This is a genomic window from Rhizobium sp. TAL182, assembly GCF_002117725.1.
GTDB lineage: Bacteria > Pseudomonadota > Alphaproteobacteria > Rhizobiales > Rhizobiaceae > Rhizobium > Rhizobium esperanzae.
Map to the genome: position 1 here is coordinate 3,598,744 of NZ_CP021024.1, position 20,469 is coordinate 3,619,212.

At 62.3% G+C, this 20,469-nt stretch carries 16 protein-coding genes; 5 read left to right on the plus strand and 11 right to left on the minus strand.

Going from position 1 to position 20,469, the window contains the following annotated elements:
* Positions 1 to 46 precede the first annotated feature (46 nt).
* Both Tal182_RS18160 and Tal182_RS18165 read right to left on the minus strand, forming a co-directional pair.
* The gene (locus tag Tal182_RS18160; RefSeq protein WP_064804550.1) at positions 47 to 409 is read right to left on the minus strand and encodes a response regulator; all 363 of its coding nucleotides are present in this window, start codon (positions 407 to 409) and stop codon (positions 47 to 49) included.
* Positions 410 to 528: 119 nt separating this feature from the next.
* Complete coding sequence (locus Tal182_RS18165) at positions 529 to 1,176, minus strand: histidine phosphotransferase family protein (RefSeq protein WP_011426568.1); 648 nt, start codon at positions 1,174 to 1,176, stop codon at positions 529 to 531.
* 193 nt (positions 1,177 to 1,369) lie between these two features.
* Between Tal182_RS18165 and Tal182_RS18170 the strand changes: the two genes are divergently transcribed.
* A complete protein-coding gene (locus Tal182_RS18170) occupies positions 1,370 to 1,957 on the plus strand; it encodes an EipA family protein (RefSeq protein WP_064804552.1) in 588 nt (195 codons plus the stop codon).
* A gap of 116 nt (positions 1,958 to 2,073) precedes the next feature.
* Complete coding sequence (locus tag Tal182_RS18175) at positions 2,074 to 3,234, plus strand: hypothetical protein (RefSeq protein ID WP_085860314.1); 1,161 nt, start codon at positions 2,074 to 2,076, stop codon at positions 3,232 to 3,234.
* A gap of 3 nt (positions 3,235 to 3,237) precedes the next feature.
* Here the strand turns inward: Tal182_RS18175 and Tal182_RS18180 are convergent, their stop codons facing one another.
* Together Tal182_RS18180 and Tal182_RS18185 are read right to left on the minus strand one after the other, a co-directional pair.
* Complete coding sequence (locus tag Tal182_RS18180; RefSeq protein ID WP_085860315.1) at positions 3,238 to 4,059, minus strand: RNA methyltransferase; 822 nt, start codon at positions 4,057 to 4,059, stop codon at positions 3,238 to 3,240.
* Positions 4,060 to 4,065: 6 nt separating this feature from the next.
* Positions 4,066 to 4,449, minus strand: a complete 384-nt coding sequence (locus Tal182_RS18185; RefSeq protein ID WP_085860316.1) for a hypothetical protein — start codon at positions 4,447 to 4,449, stop codon at positions 4,066 to 4,068.
* Between the two features lie 41 nt (positions 4,450 to 4,490).
* On the opposite strand from Tal182_RS18185, the gene Tal182_RS18190 reads away from it, so the two are divergent.
* Both Tal182_RS18190 and rpoH read left to right on the plus strand, forming a co-directional pair.
* Complete coding sequence (locus tag Tal182_RS18190; protein ID WP_085860317.1) at positions 4,491 to 5,516, plus strand: RluA family pseudouridine synthase; 1,026 nt, start codon at positions 4,491 to 4,493, stop codon at positions 5,514 to 5,516.
* 190 nt (positions 5,517 to 5,706) lie between these two features.
* Positions 5,707 to 6,615, plus strand: a complete 909-nt coding sequence (rpoH, locus tag Tal182_RS18195) for an RNA polymerase sigma factor RpoH (RefSeq protein ID WP_020922112.1) — start codon at positions 5,707 to 5,709, stop codon at positions 6,613 to 6,615.
* A gap of 223 nt (positions 6,616 to 6,838) precedes the next feature.
* Here the strand turns inward: rpoH and Tal182_RS18200 are convergent, their stop codons facing one another.
* Together Tal182_RS18200 and Tal182_RS18205 are read right to left on the minus strand one after the other, a co-directional pair.
* The gene (locus tag Tal182_RS18200) at positions 6,839 to 9,301 is read right to left on the minus strand and encodes a hypothetical protein (protein ID WP_085860318.1); all 2,463 of its coding nucleotides are present in this window, start codon (positions 9,299 to 9,301) and stop codon (positions 6,839 to 6,841) included.
* A 60-nt stretch (positions 9,302 to 9,361) separates the two neighbouring features.
* Positions 9,362 to 10,660 (minus strand): adenylosuccinate synthase, encoded by a 1,299-nt coding sequence (locus Tal182_RS18205; RefSeq protein WP_020922114.1) that lies wholly within the window; start codon positions 10,658 to 10,660, stop codon positions 9,362 to 9,364.
* Between the two features lie 191 nt (positions 10,661 to 10,851).
* Between Tal182_RS18205 and Tal182_RS18210 the strand changes: the two genes are divergently transcribed.
* Positions 10,852 to 11,769, plus strand: coding sequence for a DMT family transporter (locus tag Tal182_RS18210; protein WP_064811183.1), 918 nt, complete (start codon positions 10,852 to 10,854; stop codon positions 11,767 to 11,769).
* Positions 11,770 to 11,771: 2 nt separating this feature from the next.
* Here the strand turns inward: Tal182_RS18210 and Tal182_RS18215 are convergent, their stop codons facing one another.
* The 5 genes from Tal182_RS18215 to Tal182_RS18235 all read right to left on the minus strand — a co-directional run bounded on the left by Tal182_RS18215 (position 11,772) and on the right by Tal182_RS18235 (position 20,392).
* A complete protein-coding gene (locus tag Tal182_RS18215; protein ID WP_085860319.1) occupies positions 11,772 to 12,620 on the minus strand; it encodes a GNAT family N-acetyltransferase in 849 nt (282 codons plus the stop codon).
* Between the two features lie 331 nt (positions 12,621 to 12,951).
* Complete coding sequence (locus Tal182_RS18220) at positions 12,952 to 14,736, minus strand: IlvD/Edd family dehydratase (RefSeq protein ID WP_085860320.1); 1,785 nt, start codon at positions 14,734 to 14,736, stop codon at positions 12,952 to 12,954.
* 285 nt (positions 14,737 to 15,021) lie between these two features.
* The gene (locus Tal182_RS18225) at positions 15,022 to 18,222 is read right to left on the minus strand and encodes a multidrug efflux RND transporter permease subunit (protein ID WP_064804568.1); all 3,201 of its coding nucleotides are present in this window, start codon (positions 18,220 to 18,222) and stop codon (positions 15,022 to 15,024) included.
* A 117-nt stretch (positions 18,223 to 18,339) separates the two neighbouring features.
* Positions 18,340 to 19,530, minus strand: coding sequence for an efflux RND transporter periplasmic adaptor subunit (locus Tal182_RS18230; protein WP_085860321.1), 1,191 nt, complete (start codon positions 19,528 to 19,530; stop codon positions 18,340 to 18,342).
* A gap of 46 nt (positions 19,531 to 19,576) precedes the next feature.
* Positions 19,577 to 20,392 carry an alpha/beta hydrolase fold domain-containing protein gene (locus Tal182_RS18235; protein ID WP_064804572.1) on the minus strand — a complete coding sequence of 272 codons (816 nt, stop codon included), beginning with the start codon at positions 20,390 to 20,392 and terminating at the stop codon, positions 19,577 to 19,579.
* Positions 20,393 to 20,469: the final 77 nt, after the last annotated feature.

Sequence of the window (20,469 nt, forward strand, 5' to 3'; positions counted from 1 at the left end):
GCACTATGCTCAGGGACGGCCGATGCGGCCCGGAAGAAAGCTGCTGTCAGGCAGCAATCGCGCGGTTTCCGAAAACGGCGGTTAGGATCTTACGATCGAACGGCTTCAGCAGGAAATCGGTGGCGCCGGCTCGTTTACCCGCCATTAGCTTCTTCAGATCCGCCTCGATGACGCAGTAATAGATCTTGACCTCTTTGCCGCCGTCCATGGCGCGGATGGCCGCGATGAGGTCGAGCGCCCCTTCCATGCCGGAATCGACGATCAGGTATTCCGGCAACTCTGTTTGGCAGTGCTGCAGCGCCTCGGCGGCATTGGAGGCCTCGCTGACGAGAAAGTCGAGTTCGGAGAGAATGCGCTTGCCGACCTTACGGACAATGTCCGAATTATCGGTGATCATGAACCTTTGCATGACTACTCCTTTCCCCGCATTCGTCGCAACGAGGGGTCTTCCACAACCTAAGAGAATAGGTCCATCAGGCTAAGGAATCGTTACCAGACGGGCGAGAGCATGCTGCTGCACGCCGAAAATCAGACCGCAGCAACCGTCGCCGTGAACACCAGTTCGTCCGGGCTTGCGCTGTGGTCGAGCGTCATTCCGCACTCCTCGGCCAGAAGCACGGCGTAGTACGGCTGGATCGAATGGGCGTCGATCGCTTCCTCGATCGTGCCCGTCGATATCTCGACGAATTTCGGCGGCAGACGCATCAGCTTGCCTTTCGCCGTGAGCGTGAACTTGGCGTCGAATTCGGGATTTTCAAGCGTTACCTCGAGCACGCCGCCGCGCGGAATCGCCGAATAGGCGACGAGGAAGAGGTTGAGCAGCAGCTTGACGCGGTTCTTGGCCACGATGGCGCGCGGTCCGTTCCAGATCACCTCGGTCTTCTTTTCGGCGATCGCAAAATCCTTGGCGGCCCGCTCGGCCTCGCCGGTATCGATGGAGGCGCCGACTGAACCCGATGCGCCGAAGGCGAGGCGCGCGAATTTCAGACGGACGGACGCGTTGAGCGCACTGGTGCGGATCAGATCCATTGCGTCGGAATCAGCACCGCCTTCATCCAGAAGTTCCAGACCGTTGTTGATCGCGCCGACGGGCGAGATGACATCGTGGCAAACGCGGCTGCAGAGAAGCGCGGCCAGATCCGGGCCGGACAGGGTGAGGTTCGGGTTCTTGGACATCATCGTCTCCTGAAGGGCGGCAATCTCATCGCGCCCGCAATATGCTTCATCAAAATTGCGCGAAGTTTGCGATCGTATTCAGTGCCATAATGACACCATATTTGGTAAACCGATTGTTAAGATCATCGGCGCAAAATGCAGCAATCGACGCGAGCGGGTGCCCGCTCCAGCCAAACGACGAACGGATGACATCATGCGCCTTCGATTTCCGCACCGATTCATTGGCTTCTGCAGGTTGCTTTCGGCCCTCGTCTTCTCCTCGCTGATGATTGCCGGGCCGGCCGCCGCCCAGAACAACGGTCAGTATACGATGCAGGAGATCATCGATGCCGGCCACTCCTTCTTCGGCTCTGCCAGCGGCGGCCTTGCCAAGGTGGTCGAGAGCGCCTTCCAGAAATATGGTCTGCCGAACGGTTATATTCTCGGGCAGGAAGGCGGCGGCGCCTTCATCGCCGGTCTCACCTACGGCGAAGGCCAACTCAACACCAAGAACGCCGGCGAGCATCCGCTCTACTGGCAGGGCCCGTCTCTCGGCATCGATTACGGCGGCCAGGGTTCGCGCGTCATGATGCTGGTCTACGACCTGCCCTCCATCGACGGCATCTATGCCCGCTTCGGCGGCGTCAGCGGCTCGGCCTATGTGATCGCCGGCTTCGGCATGACGGTGCTGAAAAACAACGACGTGCTGGTTGTGCCGATCCGCACCGGCGTCGGCGCCCGCCTCGGGGTCAATGTCGGCTATCTCAAGATCACCCAGGCGCCGACCTGGAACCCCTTCTGAGGCCTTAAAGCGGCAGGAATCGGCGGCCGCCGGCATCGGCGGCCTTGCCATGCGCGCCATGCCTGCTTAATCATCGCGGCTGACCCCGCATCAACTGTCGAATCGATGGCCGCGCCGTGATCGAATACGCTCTCTTGTTCGGATTGGGCTTCCTGACCGCGGCCTTCCTCGTCTTTCTGGTCTCGCCGGCCGTTCATCGCCGCATTGTCTGGTATACCGAAAACCGTCTCAAGGCGACGATGCCGCTGAGCCCGCAGGAGGTTCGCGCCCAGAAGGATATGGTGCGCGCGCTTCATGCCGCCGAAAATGCCCGCACCACCCAGGACCTTTTGCGTGAGCGCGAGAAATCTCTGTCGCTCCAGTTGCGCCACGATGCGCTCGCCGTCGATGCCGGCAGGCTCGCCGCCGAGATCGGCGAATTGCAGGCCCAGATCGGCGAGATGCATGTCGAGGCGGCCGAGCAGCGCTCGCACCTGCGCAAAGATGAGAATTATATCAGCCAGTTGAAGACCAATCTGCATATTGCCGAACAATCCGCCGCCAACAAGGAGAGCGAACTGACGGCAATGCGGACGCGGCTGAGCAAACTCAGCGAGCAGGCCGACGGGTTGAGAATCGATCTCGCCGCGCGTGAGACCGAAGCGGAAAGCCTGAAATTCCGCGCCAACGCACTGCGCGACGAACGCGACACATTGCGCCAGGACGTCAACCTGCTGCAGAAGCGGGCTAGGGATGCCGAACAGAAACTGACGCAGCAGCAGCATATGGTGATCCGCCTGGAGGACAAGGCTGCGCGCGAAAGCGCTTCCGCCGCCGAGAAGGAAACGCAGCTCGCTCGCCGTCAGCAGGAGATCGCCAAGTTGAAGGAGCAGTTGAAAGCCGCCAATGCCGAGATCCGCAAGATTAACCGCGTGCTGCGCGACGCTGGCCTGACCAAGATAGCGGCGGAACTACCGGCGGAACTGACGGCCGAAGACACGGCCGCATCCGTGCTCGACACCGCCGCTGTGACGGCTGAGATAGGCGAGGATGTCCGCAAGCGCAGCGCCGCCCTTGCCGAACGCCTGCAGAAGGCAAAGTCCGTCACTGGACGCGATGGCGCGATCCGCGAAGAGATTGCCGCGATCGCCGCCAATATGGTGGCGCTGACCGCACTCAACGAAGGCCCTTCCTCACCGATCCACGCGCTGCTGCCGGACGCCGGCAACAAGAACCCGAGCGATCGCGTCAGCCTTGCCGACAGGGCGGCCGCCATCATCGCCAATCCGGGGCGTTAAAGCTCATATCCGCCCCATGATCGAGGCCATGGAAAACAATGCGATCCCCGTCGCAGTCGCCGCGTTGAGACTGTCGAGCTCGTCCGATTGCGGGATGCGGGCGCTCTGAAAGCGCGCCAGCAATGCCTCCGGCAAGCCCTCCCCCTCCGTGCCGATGACGAGCGCCATGCGTGCCGCAGCCGGAATGGCGCGGATGTCGGTCTTCCCGTGCGGCGAAAGCGTCCAGATGGTAAAGCCCCGTTGGGCAAGCGCCAGAAGCAGGTCCAGCGCCTTGCCGCCGCGCCGGTGCGGAACGCTCAGCACCGAGCCGACCGATACACGCAATGCCTTGCGATAGAGCGGATCGCAGCAGGTTTCGTCGAGCAGCACGGCATCCGCCCGGAAGGCGGCAGCATTGCGAAACATCGAGCCGACGTTATCGTGGTTGGAAATGCCGCAGCCGACCAACACCAGCGCCCGTTCCGGCAATGCGTCGAGAAGTGCTGCCTCGCCGCGGTCCTCTCGCTTGCCGAGGGCGAGAATGCCGCGATGCAGATGAAAGCCGACGACACCATCGAGCACTTCAGCCTCGGCGACATAAACCGGCACACTAGCCGGAAACCGTTCCAGGATGGATTGCACGCCGTCGACGCGATTGCGCAGCAGCAGGATTTTCTCGGCCGAGAAGCCGCGACGTGCCGCATGCGCCTCGGCGAGCATGCGCAGCACGACAGTGCCTTCGGCGATAAAGCGATTTTCCCGGCCCGTCAGGTCACGCTCTCTTATAGCGCGAAACTCAGCGATGCGGGGATCGTTGGCACTGTCGATGACGATCGGGGCGGCCATCCCGCCTCAATTCCCCGCGACGGTGACGTCGGCGACCGTGCGGCCGGTCCTCAGATCGAATACCAGCGCCTTCCTCGTGCCTTCAACCGTTTCCCCATAGAACAGGATCTGTCCCGCCGAAAACGAGGTGGACTGCACCTTGAACCCGAGCGGCAGGGAAAGGGTCGCCGCAAGCGGTGCATCCGAGGGCACACCGGAGGCTGCGGCAGTGGACGCGGTCTCCTTGGGCTCGCTCATCGTCTTGTAGACAACAGCGCCGAAGACCGCCATAAGGCTGACGAACATGATGGCGCCGGAAACAATCTGCAGGCGGACCATCTTGCGCCGGACACTTTCCATCGCCGGATCAAGGGGCTTCTCTTCCTGGTCGTCTGGCTCGATTGCTGTCATCTGTGCGTTCCGTTCTAAAAATACGTCGGAGAAGAAGCGTCTTGAGCGACCCCTTTAAACAAGCAGGCGGCATTAGAAAAGTCCTCACCGCCGATGAAACCGCCGAAGGCCGGCTCGACGCCTGGCTGACGGCGCAGGTCGGTGAGGATTTTTCCCGGAGCCGCATCAAGGCGCTGATCAAGGAGGGGCGGGTTTCTTTGCGAGGCGAGCATGTTACCGATCCGCAGCGCAAGGTGCGCGTCGGCGACAGCTTCGAAATCACCCTGCCCGAGCCTGAAGACCCGACCCCAAAGGGCGAAGATATCCCGCTCGACATCCTTTATGAGGACGATGACCTTATCGTCATATCGAAACCGGCGGGTCTGGTCGTCCATCCCGGCTCCGGCAACTGGACAGGAACGTTGGTCAACGCGCTGATCCATCTTTGCGGCGATACGCTTTCCGGCATCGGCGGCGTGCGCCGTCCCGGCATTGTCCATCGTCTCGACAAGGATACGACAGGAGTCATGGTCGTCGCCAAGAACGACGTCGCCCATCGCCACCTCTCGCTTCAATTTGCCGACCACGGCCGCACCATGCCGCTGGAGCGGGCCTACCGGGCAGTCGTCTGGGGCCGTCCCCGCACTCTGTCGGGAACAATCGATGCCCCTCTCGGCCGCGCCACCGGTGACCGCACCCGCCGGGCCGTCAAGCGCCCCGACAGCCAGGATGCCGATGCGGCAATCACCCACTACGAAGTGATCGAGCGCTTCCAGGAGAACCCTGACGCGACCGCGCTCGCCTCGCTGGTCGAGTGCCACTTGGAAACCGGCCGCACCCATCAGATCCGCGTGCACATGGCCCATATCGGTCATCCGCTCGTTGGCGACACCGTTTATGGCGCCGGCTTCAGGACCAAGGCCAATCTTCTACCCGAAGATATCCGCAAGGTCGTCAATGGTTTCGGCCGTCAGGCACTGCATGCCTTCATGCTGCAATTCGAGCATCCCCGCACCGGCGAACTCATGCATTTCGAAGTACCGCTGCCGGCCGACATGGTGAAACTGGTCGAGGCATTGCGGCAATAAAGACGGCTTCGGGACACCGCGCTCGCCGCCTCACACCTGCGTGAGCGGCACCTTGAACCGCCGTTTCGCCATACTTATCTGTATATAGACTTAGTGCGGGCTTGGAACAAAAGCCGCACGTCCCGGTTCGCCTTTTAACGCGGGGGCGCGTTTCCATCGGGAGCCGGAATTCACTTTAGGAGGGTGCACTATGGCCCGAAATACCTTGCCGTCCATTACCGCCGGCGAAGCCGGTCTCAACCGTTATCTCGACGAAATCCGCAAATTCCCGATGCTGGAGCCGCAGCAGGAATATATGCTGGCCAAGCGTTATGCCGAGCATGGCGACCGCGACGCTGCCCATAAGCTCGTCACCAGCCATCTTCGCCTCGTCGCGAAGATCGCGATGGGTTATCGCGGCTACGGCCTGCCCATCGGCGAAGTCGTCTCTGAAGGCAATGTCGGTCTGATGCAGGCCGTCAAGAAATTCGATCCCGAACGCGGCTTCCGCCTCGCCACCTATGCCATGTGGTGGATCAAGGCCTCGATCCAGGAATATATCCTGCGGTCGTGGTCGCTGGTGAAGATGGGCACGACCGCCAACCAGAAGCGCCTGTTCTTCAACCTGCGCCGGCTGAAGGGCCGCATCCAGGCGATCGACGACGGCGACCTGAAGCCGGAGCACGTCTCGGAAATCGCCACCAAGCTGAACGTCTCGGAGGAGGAGGTCATCTCGATGAACCGCCGTCTCTCCGGCGATGCCTCGCTGAACGCGCCGATCAAGGCGGCCGAAGGCGACAGCGGTCAATGGCAGGATTGGCTTGTGGACGACCACGAGAGCCAGGAAGACGTGCTGATCGAACAGGATGAGCTCGAAACCCGCCGGCGCATGCTGGCGAAAGCGATGAGTGTTCTGAATGAACGCGAGCGCCGCATCTTCGAGGCCCGCCGCCTTGCCGAGGACCCGGTGACGCTGGAAGATCTCTCAGCCGAGTTCGACATCAGCCGCGAACGCGTCCGCCAGATCGAAGTCCGCGCCTTTGAAAAGGTGCAGGATGCTGTTCGCAAGGAGGCCTTGGAACGCGCCAAGGCCATCCGCGTCGTCGAAGCCACGGCCTGATAGAATTGAACGTACAGTTGGAAACGCCACCTTCCGGATGCGGGAGGTGGCGTTTTTGTTTTGTCAATTGGAGCGTGCGGTGCGCCATCATCCAACCTGTCCGCAGATGTCTTAGCAAGGCAGGACGTTACAACGAATCTCTTCTCCCCAGCGGGGAGAAGAGGGAGCAAACGGTTAAGTTCGCCCGACAACAAATGTCTCAAGAAAAACGAAGCATCCGCCATCACTGGCTCGTCGAGACATCCCCGAGTGCAGTCCACTCCTTGATGGCTGTATTGAAGGCATTCGTTCCCGTGCCCCCCTTCTCCATCGTCAGCAGCGCGCGGCGGCCGTTGCGGTAGGTGATCGGAATATCGATCCAGTTGCGGGTCGACAGCAGATCGAGGTTGGCCTTGCGCGCATCGGGGTAGTCGTTGAGCGCGATCATGTGAAAATCATCGGTAATCTTGGCCGGAACCGCGATCAGCGCGTCGCCGCGATCCTGCTCGGTGCGCTTCATCGAGATGCGTTGGACACTTTCGATGCTGCCGCCTTCAAAGTTGGGCGGCACCGAAAAGACGATCTCGACTAGATGGCTCGCCGGCAGCGATGGATCGGAATTGCGCTTGAAGGTGACGAGAGCCGAGAGGTTGCGCTCGGGAACGGTGACATTGCCCTGTATCGTCGCTTCCTGCCGGCCGTTCTGGCCGGCCTCGTGCTGGACGCTCCAGACAACAGTTCCCTCGATCGCCGTCGGCGAGCTCTGGCCGATACGCTCCTCATAGAGGAACATTTTTTCCGACGAACCAACCGGAGCAGCCTGCTGCGGCGATGCCGCAGGACCGTTCGGCGTCAGCGTTTCGGGCGGGGCCGCATCGCCTTGCGCACTGGCCGCCGGCGTATCCGCTGCCGCGACGTTCTGCTCGGCCACCGATTTTCCTTCGGCCGTCGGCGTTCCCGGCACCGTCGCCGGGCCGCTATCGACTTCAGTTCCGTCGGAAAGCAGTCGTTGCGTAAATTTGGAATTGGCCGCCGCGCCGTCATTGTTCAATAACGCCACTTGCTGGTTCGGCTGTGCCGGTGCGGGCGGCGTATTCTGCGCTTCCGGCGCAGTTGGCTGGGCTGGCGTCGGCGTGGTCTGGGCCGGCGTCTCGGACCCCGCCGGCGTCATTGCCGCCTCGTTCCTCGTAGCTTGCGATGGCGCCGAGCTGACAAGCCCATCGACCATCGCCACCAGCGCTTCTCTGTTCATCCAGCCGGCATAGGCGCCGCCACCGATCAGGATAAGTGCGAAGAGGAGAGTGATTATCGTGCCGATGCCGAAGCGGCGGCGCTTCGGTTCCATGCGGAAATTCTTGCCCTGCAGCTTCGAAGCGACGATCTGATCGATATCCATCGCCGGATTGGCGTCGTCATCGTCAGTGGCGATCGGACCGCGGCGGTCATAGCCACGCAGGGCCTTCGCTTCGCGCCACCCCTCGCTCGGCGCGCCGGCGGGGGGTGTAGGCTTGCCGTCGTGCACCTCCGCAAAGATATCAACGTCGTCGAAATGCGAGGAAACCGGCGTTTTCTTGTCGGTGCCCGCCTCGATCGGCGGCAGGTCGTCGAAGGCAGCTTTCTCCCAGGAAAAAGCTTCCTTGGCGACCGGCATGACAGCGGCGGGCGTCATTTTCTCGAGACTCGATATCACGTCTTCGAAGGCACGCGCCGAAGCGTCGGCGGGAACTGGCGCCGTTTCCGAATATTGCCGGAGCTCCTCTTCGGCCCATTCGGTCTCGGCATCCTTGGGCGCCGGAGCCGGCGTCTCGACGGCAGGTTCGGCCCAAACAGGATCGAAATGTCCGGCAGCATCGGCCTGCAGCGGCTCCTCGCGGCTATGTTCGACGAATTCCTGCGCACGATCGAAATCGGCGACCGGCTCCACGAGCCGGTTGGATGCATGCTCCATGCCGCGTGTGATCGGCTGAAACGACTCGATGGGCTCGTAAGCCGCCTCGGCCTTCGGCTCATGGCTTTCCGCCATCGCCGGTTCGGCCGGGATCTCCTCGGCCGCCACGGGATGCTGCTCATCGGCACGATGCTCGTCGGCTTCCTCGTAGGAATGACCGGCAGCCGGCTGCATTTCTTCGGTGGCGACGTCACGCGCCTCGCCGGCATGCCATTCCTCGGCCGGCGCCTCCTCCTCGTGTGAGGGATGCCAATAGGTCTCGGCGGGTGCAGCTGTCTCAGCGGAAACAGGCGTGTGTTCGGGCTCAGGTTCCGCGGAAAGGGGCTCCTCGGCCGCGACCTCTTCCTCAGTTTCCTGCCCTGCGTCGGCTTCTAGGTGAGCGGGCTCGTGGACGGCGTCAGCCGTCGGCAAGCCCGCATCGGCTTCACCGGCCGGCTCGTCGACAGCCGTCTGGGGCGCAGGCGGCGACGTGCTTTCGTCAGGAACCGCTTGTTCTTCCAAGGTTTCCGGCTCAGCACCGGCGCCAGCCGCCGCCTCGAGGGGCAACGCTTCGGAGTGTTCAGCCTCCACTTCGCGAATGGCGGCCTCGAGCTTTTCGAGCTGGCGTTGCAGCATGGCTTCCGGCGGACGCGGCTTCATGTTCTCGAGCTGCCGCTGCACTGCGCCGCGAGCACGTTCGTAGACTTTCACCCGCATCTCGGGGGTATTTTCAGCCAGACCGTCGACAGCCCGCCGAATAACTGCAATAAAATCCGCCATTCTTACTTTCTCAAGAAGTCCGGCCTTCTGCCGAACTGTCCTCCACAGTGGGCCGTGACCTTAATCCTCAAACGGATCGGTCACAAGTATCGTGTCGTCCCGCTCCGGACTGGTGGAAAGGAGCGCGACCGGCGCCCCGATCAATTCTTCGACCTGGCGAACATACTTGATCGCCTGCGCCGGAAGATCCGCCCAACTGCGGGCGCCGACGGTCGATTCCTTCCATCCCTCGAGCGTGACATAAATCGGTTCGACCCTAGCTTGCGCTCCCTGGCTTGCGGGAAGATGATCAATCTGTTCGCCGTCGAGCATATAACCGACGCAGATCTTCAATTCCTCGAGACCGTCGAGCACATCGAGCTTGGTGAGCGCGATGCCGGTGATGCCGTTGGTGGCAACCGACTGGCGCACCAGTGCTGCGTCGAACCAGCCGCAGCGGCGCTTGCGCCCCGTCACGGTACCGAACTCATGGCCCTTCTCACCCAGGAACTGGCCGATTTCGTCGGTCAGTTCCGTCGGGAACGGGCCTTCGCCGACGCGCGTCGTATAGGCCTTGGTGATGCCGAGGATATATCCGAGCGAGCCTGGCCCCATGCCGGAACCGGCCGCCGCCTGGCCGGCCACGGTGTTGGAGGAGGTCACGAAAGGATAGGTGCCGTGGTCGATGTCGAGCAGGCTGCCCTGCGCGCCTTCGAACAGGATACGGGCGCCCTTGCGGCGCTCCTTGTCAAGCAAAAGCCAGACCGTGTCACGGTACGGCAGCACCCGATCGGCGATCGAGGTGAGCTCGTCCATGATCGCCTGGTGGCTGACCTCGGCGACGCCGAGGCCGCGGCGAAGCGCGTTATGATGCGTCAGAATACGGTCGACCTTGCCGGAAAGGCTGTCGAGATCGGCAAGATCCATGACCCGGATGGCGCGGCGGCCGACTTTGTCTTCATAGGCCGGGCCGATGCCGCGGCGCGTCGTGCCGATCTTGGTGCCGCTGTTGGAGGCTGCATCCTCGCGCATCGCGTCGAGCTCACGGTGCAGTGAAAGGATGAGCGTAGCATTGTCGGCGATCCGAAGATTATCGGGGCTGATCGTCACGCCCTGGGCGGACAGTTTTTCGATCTCGGCGATCAGCGCGTGCGGATCGACGACGACGCCGTTGCCGATCACCGCCATCTTGCCGGGGCGCACGACGCCGGAGGGCAGCAGCGAGAGCTTGTAGCTCGTGCCGTCGATGACGAGCGTATGGCCGGCATTATGTCCGCCCTGAAAGCGCACGACAATATCCGCGCGTTCCGAAAGCCAATCGACAATCTTGCCTTTGCCTTCGTCACCCCATTGCGAACCGACCACGACTACGTTCGTCATCCAACTCTTCCTGTTACCGGCGGAAAACCGCACACCTGCTCAAACCCGCGCATCTATAAAGCTTTGTTTTTGGGAAAGCGACCCTGTTGTCACAGCCGATTGGGCTTTTTACGTGACAAATCAGCAGCCGGCAGTCTATTTCCCCTGGGAAAAAGCCGATTATCGATCGCAAAAGACGAGGAAGAACGCTCTTGCAAGCCACAGCCTATATCTGCCTCGTCATCGCCACCCTCTGCTGGGGTGGCAACTCCGTCGCCGGCAAACTTGCCGTCGGCCATATCAGCCCGATGATGCTGACCTTTTTGCGTTGGTTCCTCGCCGTCGCGCTCATCGCCTTGATATCCGTTCCGCAACTGAAGAAGGATTGGCCCGTGGCGAGGAAAAACCTGCCCCTGCTCCTTTGCTACGGCGCCATCGGCTATACACTCTTCAACGCCATGCTCTACTCGGCGGTGCAATATACGACGGCGATCAACGTCGCCATCGAGCAGGCCGGCATTCCGATGCTGATCTTCCTGTTGAACTTCTTCTTTTTCCGCACCGGCATCTCGCTGGCGCAATGTCTCGGCTTCGGCATGACGCTGCTGGGCGTGGCACTGACGGCCGCCCATGGCGACCTGGCCACGCTGCTGCAGTTGCAGCTCAATCGCGGCGACGGGCTGATGCTGATCGCCATTGCCGCCTATGCGCTCTACACCATCTTCCTGCGCTGGAAACCGGCGGTCGATTGGCGCACGCTGATGGCCTTCCCCGCCCTCGCCGCCATGTTGACCTCGCTCCCGCTGCTTCTTTGGGAGATTGGCCGCGGCGCGGCGCAGTGGCCTGACCAGGCCGGCTGGAGCATCACCTTCTATACGGCGATCTTCCCCTCATTGCTGGCGCAGATCCTTTATATCAAGGGCGTCGAGGCTATCGGCGCCAACCGCGCCGGTCTCTTCATCAATCTCGTGCCGGTATTCGGAACACTGCTCTCCGTCGTACTGATCGGAGAAAGGCTTCAGTCCTTCCATATGGTAGCGCTGATGCTGACGCTGGGCGGCATCGCGATCGCCGAAAGGGGCCGGCCGAAAGCGTCCGCTCCCACCGTGCCTGCCTCACCCGTCGATTAGGCTTAACCAAGCTCCAGCGTCGTCACGCCGAAGACGTGTTTCAACGGGATGGCTGGCGCCGGCCCGCGATACATCCGCATGGTCTCGAACACCGGCTGAAGGCCTATGCTTTCGGCAAGCGCGATCGCCTCGCGGTTTTCGGAGGGAATATCGATGAATATCTGAGCCCCCTTTGCTTCGGGGATCAATTCGGCAAGCAGCGCCGCGGCGCTGTCTGCATCGTTGGCGAAAAGCGGGCCGATCTTGTAGCCTTCGTAACAGCGGCGGATCGTGCCGTAACCGCGGATCTTGTGGCTTTTGCGGACCACGGCCGTACGCCGCCCCTTGCGGCTGGTGCACCAGGCGGCGAGGAAGGCATCCCGCGGCTGCGGAAAGACCGCCGCATCATACCGTTGCAACCCTTCCAGGCGTGAATCCAGCACCGGCTGCGCGACAAGCGTCGAGGCCGGCAAAGAGGAGGCAACACCGCCGTAACGAATGGTGGAATAGGCGGGCTCGAAGCCGGCCTTGCGATAATTCCCCTGCTGCGCGGCAACGCCGTCGAGACCGATCGTCCGACCTTCCGCCGTGGCGATCCCCGCTTCCCAGATCGCCTTGCCGTAACCCTTGCAGCGGAAATCCGGGTGGACGATATAGAGGCCGAGAAAGGCGAAGCTGTCGCCATATTTGACGACCGAGATCGAGCCGACAGGGACTTCACCGATAGAGCCGACGAAAAATCCCGACGGATCGGCTTCGAGGAATGCAATCGAATCATCGAGACCCGGATTCCACCCCTCCTGACGCGCCCATTCGAGCACGAGTTCCAATTCGCCGGGCCGCATCGAACGAACGGCAAATTCCGAATTCATGCGACCTTCCCAGATTGAATGTTCCGCAAGTCCATCCCGCCAACGGCAAAGCAATTGTCAGATCACCGCTCCCCGAGCGCACCTGCGAATGATCGAGAAGCAGCGCCGATGGTCCTGACCACGCGTATAAACGTTTTCGATGCAATGCAGTAAGCTTCGTTTCCGCATTACCATGAAACAATGCCGTTGCAAGCTCAAGAAAATTACTTGGCGCCCAATAATCTTCCTGCCGGCGCGAATAAATGTCGCGCCGAAATCTCTCGCTTACTCAACCCGGAGGACGAGGAAGCATTTCAGCGGAAATCAACCACTATCGCTGCCCTGCGCCAGATCAATGGTTGTGCCGAGGCGGTTTTTTTGCGATCTGGCGGAACTCCGAAGCCCCTTCCAGAACCGCGCCGTCCGACAGTTGCGTGACCGAACGGCGGTAGATCTGCTGCCACGGCGTCGCATCCGCCGGCACCGGCGGAATACCGTCACCCTTGCGCCGCTCGATCTCGGCGCCGCTGACGAGCATGTCGCAGCGCCCCTGGTTGAAGTCGATGCGGATGATATCGCCGGTGCGAAGCCAGGCGAGGCCGCCCCCGGCCGCACTTTCCGGTGATGCGTTGAGGATCGAGGGGCTGTCGGCGGTGCCTGACTGACGGCCGTCGCCGATCGTCGGCAGGCTGCGGATGCCGCGCTTCAACAGATGATCCGGCGGCTGCATGTTGACGACCTCGGCCGAACCCGGCCAGCCGAGCGGTCCGGCTCCACGGATGACGAGGATGGTATCCTCATCGATGCCGAGTTCAGGGTCGTTGATGCGCGTGTGATAATCCTCGGAACCGTCGAAAACCACCGCCCTGCCCTCGAAGACACCTTCCCGCCCGGGCTCCAGAAGATAACGCCGGCGGAAATCCTCCGAGACGACGCTCATCTTCATGATCGCAAAATCGAAGAGATTGCCCTTGAGAACGAGGAAGCCCGCCCGCTCCTTCAGCGGTTCGTCGAAGGCCCGGATGACCTCGCGGTCGCTGGCCTGCCGCCCGTCGAGGTTTTCGGCCATCGTGCTGCCCGTCACCGTTCGACAGTCGCCGTCGAGTTTTCCGGCCTGCAGCAGCTCCCACATGATCGCCGGCGTGCCGCCGGCGCGGTGGTAGCGCTCGCCGAGATAGGCGCCCGCGGGCTGGACATTGGCCAAAAGCGGGATATCGAAGCCGTGCACCTGCCAATCATCGGGATAAAGTTCGACGCCGGCGTGCTTGGCCATCGCAGCCAGATGCGGCTGCGCATTGGTCGAGCCGCCGATTGCCGAATTGGTGCGGATCGCATTGAGGAAGGCAGCTCGCGTCAGGATATCCGATGGCTTCAGATCCTCGAACACGATCTCGACGGCGCGCCGTCCGGTACGGTAGGCCATCTGCCCCCGCTCGCGATAGGCGGCCGGAATGGCGCCGCAGCCGGTGAGCGATAGGCCGAGTGCTTCCGCCAAGGCATTCATCGTTGAGGCTGTGCCCATCGTATTGCAGTGGCCGACGGATGGAGCCGAATCGAGCGCTGCCTGTAGAAACTCCTCCCGATCGATCTCGCCTGCAGCATATTTCCGCCGCATCCGCCAGATGACAGTGCCGGAACCGGCCAGCTCCCCCTCGTGCCAGCCATCGAGCATCGGCCCGGCGGAGAGCACGATGGCCGGAATATCGACCGTCGAAGCAGCCATGATCGCCGAAGGCGTGGTCTTGTCGCAGCCGGTTGTCAACACGACACCGTCGAGCGGATAGCCGTAAAGGATTTCGACGAGGCCGAGATAGGCGAGATTGCGGTCGAGGGCGGCGGTCGGGCGCTTGCAGTTCTCGAAGATCGGATGTGTCGGAAATTCGATCGGGATGCCGCCTGCATCGCGAATGCCGTCGCGCACGCGCTTGGCGAGTTCGACATGCACCCTGTTGCAGGGCGTCAGATCGCTGCCGCTCTGAGCAATCCCGATGATCGGTTTGCCCGAGCGCAGCTCTTCCGGGGTGATGCCGTAATTCATGAAACGCTCGAGATAGAGCGCCGCCATGTCGATATGATCGGGATTGTCGAACCAGTCCTGCGAACGCAGGCGGCGTTTCTTCGGTTGGCGGTCCGTCATCATTATCCTCCCGATCGGCCACTCTTCTCGTCGAAGTCGAGAAGCGGAGCGCTGCAGTCCGCCTCACTAACTTCCGCGAGCGCGCCGGCTTTGCCGGCTTTGCTTATCCGGACAGCAGGCCCGCGCCGATCCTCCCAGCTGCTACCCGTCTTTGATAGTCCCCTCGTTCACGGTTGCAACCGTTTTGATGAACGTAACGCATTTTCGTCGGGTGTCTGAAAAACGATACGGGCGAGAACCGAAGTTCCCGCCCGATTTACTCGACAAAGGAAGGTTGAATTCCGTCTATTCCGCCGCGAGCCGGATGACCTCCGCCTCTTCCTCCTTGTGTTCGTCCGGCTTGTGCTGGATGAGCGGACGGTTGCCCGTCAGCCGTCGCAGCAGCACGTAGAACACCGGAGTCATGAAGATGCCGAAGAAGGTGACGCCGATCATGCCGGAGAACACCGCGACACCCATGGCCGCACGCATTTCCGCGCCGGCGCCTGTGGAGGCGACCAGCGGCACGACACCCATGATGAAGGCCATGGAGGTCATGAGGATCGGACGAAGGCGAAGGCGGCTGGCCTCGACCGCCGCCTCCCGCGGCGTCCTGCCCTCGAACTCCAGTTCGCGGGCAAATTCCACGATCAGGATCGCGTTCTTCGCCGATAGGCCGACAAGGACGACAAGGCCGATCTGGGTGAAGATGTTATTATCTCCTCCGGTGAGCCAGACGCCTGTCAGAGCCGCCAGCACGCCCATCGGCACGATCATGATGATCGCCAGCGGCAGGGTCAGGCTCTCGTACTGGGCGGCCAGCACCAGGAAGACCAGCAGCAGGGCAAGCGGGAAGACGACCACGCTTGAATTGCCGGCAAGGATCTGCTGATAGGTCAGATCCGTCCATTCGAAATCGATGCCCGACGGCAGCGTCTCGCGAAGGATCTTCTCGATGGCCGCCTGGGCCTGACCAGACGAGAAGCCCGGCGCCGGACCGCCGTTGATATCGGCGGCGAGGAAGCCGTTGTAGCGGTTCGCCCGCTCCGGCCCCGTGCTCGGCTCCACCTTCAAGAGGGCCGATAGCGGGATCATCTCGCCCGATGCCGAACGAACCTTCAACTGGCCGATATCTTCCGGCTGGGCGCGGAATTTCGCGTCGGCCTGCACTCGGACGCTGTAGGTGCGGCCGAAGGCGTTGAAGTCGTTCACATAGAGCGAGCCGAGATAGATCTGCAGCGTCTGGAAGACGTCGGTGACGGAAACGCCGAGCTGCTCGGCCTTGGCGCGGTCGAGATCGGCATAGAGCTGCGGCACGTTGATCTGGAAGCTCGAGAACAGCCCGGCAAGCTCAGGCGTCTGATAGGCCTTGGCAAGCACCGCCTTGGTCGCCTCGTCGAGCGCCTGATTGCCGAGACCCGCCCGATCCTCGATCTGCAGCTTGAAACCGCCGGTCGTGCCGAGGCCGTTGACTGGCGGCGGCGGGAACATGGCGATGAAGGCGTCCTGGATCGCCCCGAACTTCTGGTTCAGCGCCATGGCGATGGCGCCGCCGGAGAGATCCGGCGTCTTGCGCTCCTCGAAATCCTTCAGCGTCACGAAGACGATGCCGGCATTCGACGAGTTGGTGAAGCCGTTGATCGACAGGCCGGGGAAGGCGATCGCATTGGCGACGCCCGGCTGCTTCAAGGCGATGTCGGTCATCCGCTTGATGACATCCTCGGTGCGGTCGAGGCTTGCCGCATCCGGCAGCTGGGCGAAGCCGATCAGATACTGCTTGTCCTGGGAGGGCACGAAGCCGCCCGGAACCGTGGTGAACATGCTGTAGGTCGCACCGACCAGCGCCAGGTAGACCACCATGACGATGCTCTTGCGCGACACCAGACCGCCCACTCCCTTGCCATAGGCATTCGAACCGGCGCCGAAGACGCGGTTGAAGCCGCGGAAGAACCAGCCGAAAATCGCATCCATGAACCGCGTCAACCAGTCCTTCGGCGCATGGTGGCCCTTCAGCAGAAGGGCGGCCAGCGCCGGCGACAGCGTCAGCGAGTTGAAGGCCGAGATGACGGTCGAGATCGCGATCGTCAGAGCGAACTGGCGGTAGAACTGCCCCGACAGGCCGGAGATGAAGGCGAGCGGCACGAAAACCGCGACGAGGACCAACGCGATCGCAATGATCGGACCGGACACTTCCTTCATCGCCTTGTAGGTGGCGGCTCTTGGCGACAGGCCGTGTTCGATGTTGCGTTCGACGTTTTCGACCACGACGATCGCGTCGTCCACCACGATACCGATCGCCAGCACCAGCCCGAAAAGGCTGAGCGCGTTGATCGAGAAGCCGAAGACATACATGACCGCGAAAGTGCCGATGATCGAGACCGGAACCGCGATCAGCGGGATGATCGAGGCGCGCCATGTCTGCAGGAACAGGATGACGACGAGGACAACGAGCGCGATGGCCTCGAGCAGCGTGTCGATGACCTTCTCGATCGAAGAGCGCACGAATTTCGTCGTATCGTAGACGATCTCGTATTTGACGCCCTCGGGCATCGCCAATTGCAGCTGATCCATGGTCGCGCGCACATTGTCGGCAATTTCGATCGCATTCGAACCGGGCGCCTGAAGGACGGCCACGGCGACGGCAGGCTTGCCGTCGAGCAGCGACCGCAGCGTATAGTCGGCGGCGCCAAGCTCGATGCGGGCAACGTCGCGAAGACGGGTGATCTCGCCATTGGCGCCCGTCTTGACGATGATGCTGCCGAATTCTTCCGGCGTGCGCAGGCGGCCCTGCGCATTCACGTTGAGCTGCAGGTCGACGCCCGGCTGGCTCGGCGAGGCGCCGATGATGCCGGCGGCCGCCTGGACGTTCTGCGAGCTGATGGCGTTGCTGATGTCGCTGGCGGCGAGATCATGCTCGGCCGCCTTCTGCGGATCGATCCAGACGCGCATCGAATAATCGCCGGCGCCGAAGACCTGCACCTGACCGACACCGGGGATACGGGCAAGCCGATCCTTGATGTTGAGGGTCGCGTAGTTGCGGAGATAGGTGATGTCGTGGCTGTCGCCGTCGGAGACGAGGTTGACGACCATGATGAAGTCGGGCGAGCTCTTGACCGTCGTGATGCCGAGTGCACGGACTTCCGCCGGCAGGCGCGGCTCGGCCTGTGAAACGCGGTTCTGGACGAGCTGCTGCGCCTTGTCGGGGTCGGTGCCGAGCTTGAAGGTGACGGTGACGTTAAGCACGCCGTCCGACGTCGCCTGGCTGGACATATAGAGCATGCCCTCGACGCCGTTGATCTGCTCTTCGAGCGGCGTCGCCACCGTTTCGGCAATGACGCTCGGATTGGCGCCGGGATAGGTTGCGCGCACGACGACCGATGGCGGCACGACTTCAGGATATTCGGAAATCGGCAGCGCCCGCAGGCCGATCAGGCCGGCAACTACGATGAGGACCGAAAGAACGCCGGCAAAGACCGGCCGGTCGACAAAGAATCTGGAGATGTTCATATCAAAGCCCTCTCCGGGGTGAACATGGATGCAATGTCCCTCTCCGGCGGGTGAGGCGCCGCCGGCGGGTCATATTATGTCGGGTATCGGCCTTCCCCCGCAGGGGAAGGCGGGATCTTACTGGGCGGTCGCGACCTTCTCTTCCATCTGCGGAACGACGACGGCACCGGGACGGATGCGCTGCAGGCCGTTGACGACGATCTTCTCGCCGGCCTTCAGGCCGCTTTCGACCACCCGCTGGCCGTCAGCCAGCGAGCCGAGCTGGACCTGCCGGTAGGCCACCTTGTTCTCGCCGTCGACGACGAAGACGAACTTCTTGTCCTGGTCAGTGCCGACGGCCCGGTCGCTGATGACGATCTTGTTCTCGGCTTTCGGCTGGCCCATGCGCACGCGCACGAACTGACCGGGAATGAGGCGTCCGCCCGGATTGTCGAAGACGGCCCGCACGCCGATCGTGCCGCTTGATGCATCGACCTCGTTGTCGATCAGCTGCAGCTTGCCTTTGATCGGCGTACCGTCGTCGGCCAACGTGCCGATTTCGACGGGGATTTGCTCGACCGGAGGCAGCGCGCTGTCGGTCTGCGGCAGTTGGGCAAGCGCCCGCGTCACCATCTCTTCGCTGGCGTTGAAGCTCGCATAGATCGGGTCGACCGAAACCAGCGTCGTCAGCGCCGGCGAGGTCGATCCGGCTGCAACGAGGTTGCCGGCGGTTACCTCGATCTTGCCGATACGGCCCGATACCGGAGCGCGAACCTGCGTGTAATCGAGATCGAGCTGGGCCGACTGCAAGGTGGCCTGCGCCGAACGCAGGCCGGCCTGCGCCTCGGCCAGTGCGCTCTGGCGCTGATCGAGATCGCTCTGGGAGATGGTGCGGTTGTCGGAAAGCCTGCGGCCGCGATCGAGCTCGGTCTGCGCCAGGCTGACCTTGGCTTCGGCCGAAGCGACCTGGCCTTGCGCCTGCGCCACGCTCGCCTGGTAGGGCGCCCGGTCGATGGTGAACAGCAGGTCGCCCTGTTTGACCAGCGCGCCCTCACGGAACGCCACCGACAGAATGGCGCCGGCGACGCGGGAGCGCACCTGTACGCGGTCGACCGCTTCCAGGCGGCCGGAGAAACTTTCCCAGGCGGTCACGTCGTGCGCCGCGACCACGGCAACCGTCACCGGCACGGCCGGAGGCTGGGCCGACTCGGATGCGGCCGTGGCAGCCGTGCTCATCGGCAATTCGAAAAACAATGCAGCGCCGGAAACGGACGCAATGAGACCTAAGCCGGCGCCCACCAGGGCCCAGCGCTTGCTTCTGGACGTCATCAGTACTCTCCTTGCGGCCTCGAGCCGCCGAAATATCAGATCTTCTTCAATGCAATTGCGGTTGGACGCTTACGTCCTGAAGGAAACTCCCGAAATGGCGGCTGACGTGTTCCTGCCAACCGGGCGCTTCCCCGGATTTCCCACCATAAATCGAAGCCCAGCCCGTCCCGGCGGGAAGGACATGCTGGCGCACACCGACACCGGCCTTTTTCAGGCGGGCGCCGTAACCGATTGTTTCGTCGTGCAGAGGATCGTCCTCAGCGGTGAATATCAGCGCCGGAGCGACGCCAGAAAGACGCGAACAGAGGCAAGGCGCCGCATAGGGATGGCAGCCGCCGCCACTCAGGTAATGACTCCAGCCATCGGTCCAGCGCTGGCGCATGCCGACGGCTTCCGCCTTGCGGATGGAAGACGTGCCCATGAAGGGATCAAGCAGCGGCGAAATCAACACCTGGCCATCGAGTGCATCAGGCAACTGGTCGCGCGCCTTCAGCGCCACACCGGCGGCGACGTTGCCGCCCGCCTCCTCACCGGCGACAAAAAGCAACGACTTGCGGTCGCCAAGACCGGCAGCACGTTTGTTGGCGAGATAGCTGAAAACCGAGAAAGAAACTTCCAATGCCTTCGGAAACAGGTTGTCGGACAGGCTGCTATAGTCGACGGCGGCGACGATGGCGCCAGCCTTGGCGAGGCTCATCGCCACCGGGCGATCGACATTGGTCTCGCTGTCGAGAAAGGCGCCGCCATGCAGATAAAGCACGATCGGCGGACCCTTGCCATAATCGGCGCCCTGGTAGATACGCGCGGAAACGGGGCCAATGGCCACCTTGTCCAGCATCATATCTTTCCACTCCACCGTCATGCTTCCGGTCTCTTTCCGCATGGGAGCAAACAGGCACATTCCGCCGCTTGCATTTTGTATAAAAAAGATATTGTTAT